Annotated in this window: 2 protein-coding genes; both read right to left on the bottom strand. The window is 63.4% G+C overall.

The features are described from left to right. A partial coding sequence (locus ACFXKN_RS33415) for a condensation domain-containing protein (RefSeq protein ID WP_379434794.1) occupies window positions 1-321 on the bottom strand: 321 nt, incomplete at its 3' end. Window positions 322-375: 54 nt separating this feature from the next. After that, window positions 376-2,302: amino acid adenylation domain-containing protein (locus tag ACFXKN_RS33410; protein ID WP_379434792.1), on the bottom strand; the 1,927-nt coding region annotated here is incomplete at its 5' end.

The raw sequence follows: 2,302 nt of genomic DNA, 5'->3' as shown, positions 1-2,302 counted from the left end.
GAGGTCGAATTCGTAGCGCGCCAGCCCGGCGACCGCATCCGCCAGCCGCTGCGACGGCCACGACTCCGCGTCGACAACGGCCCATCCGAAGTCGACCTGATCAGCGGGAATGACCACTTGGTGCGGAGTCCCGTCGACGGACGGGAACACTGTTCGCAGGCTTTCGTGCCGTTCGACGACGTCAGCCATCGCCAACCCCAGTGCCAGCGTGTCGAGCTCACCGCGCAACCGCAGCACCAGCGGGATGTTGTAGGTCGCTGACAAACCCTCCAATTGGTGGATGAACCACAACCGGCGCTGAGCGAACGACAACGGAATCATTGATTAAATCCTCTGAGATCTAGCAGATTTGAATATTCGACGGTTCACGCGAAATCACTCGATATCACGCGAGTACCTCCGAAGAACCGGTCGTGAGGAACTCTTCTTCGGCAGAGCGTCTGTCTGCACACCCGCCGCCAGCTGCACGACCGTCGGTGCCTGGAAAAACGCACGCACCGTGATCTCGACGCCGAACGCCTCATGAATGGCCGAAACCACCTGCATCGCCAGCAGCGAATTACCACCGATATCGAAGAACGAGTCATCGACGCCGACTCGCTCCGATCCCAGTACCTGGGCGAAGATCGAGGCGAGCGATTCTTCGGTCGGGGTCGAAGGCGCCCGATATCTCTTCCCATTCCCTAGGTAGTCGGGTGCGGGCAGGGCTCGTTTGTCCAATTTTCCGTTGACTGTCAATGGCAAACTGTCGAGCACCACTACGGCGGCGGGAACCATGTACTCGGGCAACTGCGTCCCGAGCGACGATCGCACGACGGCGGAGTCCACCGCACCGGTCACGTACCCGACGAGACGCCTGCTGCCGGGCTGGTCCTCGCGGACGACCACCACGGCCTGATCGACCCCGTTCACCCCGGTGAGCGCGGCGCCTACTTCGCCGAGTTCGATCCGGAAACCTCGGATCTTCACCTGGTCGTCACTGCGACCCACGTACTCGAGTTCGCCCTCGCTGGTCCAGCGCACGACGTCGCCGGTGCGGTACATCCGGGACCCGTCCTGTCCGAACGGACAGGCCACGAACCGCGCCGCCGTCAGTCCCGGCCGACGCAGGTAGCCGCGAGCCAGACCGCTACCCGCGACATACAGTTCGCCCGCGACGCCGATGGGTACCTCGCACAGTCCCTCATCGAGCACGAAGAAGGCGAGGTTGCTCAACGGAGCACCGATCGGGCTGACTGTGCCACCCACGTCGGACCTGTAGAGTTCCCGGATCGAGGCGTGCACAGTCGTCTCGGTGGTGCCGTACATGTTGATCAGTCGTGGTGAGTCCGGGTACCGGCTCCACCACGAAGCCAGCCGGTGGGGTTCGAGTGCTTCACCACCGAAGATGACCGTTTCGAGTTCGAGCAGTCGTGAATCCGGGTGCATGTCCTGGACTGCTTGCAGGGCGTGGAACGCCGAAGGCGTCTGGCTCAAGACGGTGACCTGCTCGTCGAGCAGCAGTCGGTGCAGGTCGATCGGTGATCGCACCACTGACTCCGGGACGACGACGAGTCGGCCACCGAACAGCAGCGCGCCCCACATCTCCCACACCGAGAAATCGAACGCGTATGAGTGGAACTGGGTCCACACCTGCCCTGCCTGTGGAGCAAAGCCGGAACCACGCACCGACTCGAACAACTGGGTCGTGTTCTCGTGGGTGACGGCGACGCCCTTGGGAGTGCCGGTGGTGCCGGAGGTGTAGATGATGTACGCCAGCGCCGATGCTGACGGAACTCTCAGTGGCGCAGCGGTTGTGGTGATCGTTACGGGATCGGTGACTTCGATGACCGGCAGTTCGTGGCCGGTCAGCCGGGACGTGTACTTCCGGTCGGTGATGACCGCGACCGGTGTCGCGTCGGCGAGCATGAATCCGACCCGCTCGTCGGGGTGATGCACGTCGATCGGTAGATACGCCGCCCCCGCCTTGAGTACAGCCAGGATCGACACGATCGCGTCGGCTGACCGCGGCAGCATCAACGCGACGACATCGCCTTGACCGATACCTCGATCGATGAGCAGTCGTGCGAACCGCGACGACGCGCCATCGAGTTCGCGGTAGGTCCACTTCTGCTGTTCGAAGACCATCGCGACGGCGTCCGGTGTGCGTTCGGCCTGTGCGGCGAACAACTCCGGGATCGACACCGCCGCTGTGGTTCCGGCCAGCGCGGCCCGGTTGGAGAACTTCGCCAGTTGGGCGAGTTCGTGTTCGTCGAAGACCTCGATCGAGGAGACCTGTTGGCGTGGGTCGGCGATGATCGCG

This window comes from Nocardia sp. NPDC059195, from assembly GCF_042754695.1.
Classification (GTDB): Bacteria; Actinomycetota; Actinomycetes; order Mycobacteriales; family Mycobacteriaceae; genus Nocardia.
Note: the sequence above shows the minus strand (reverse complement) of the source record. Positions and strands in the feature narration are given on the sequence as shown.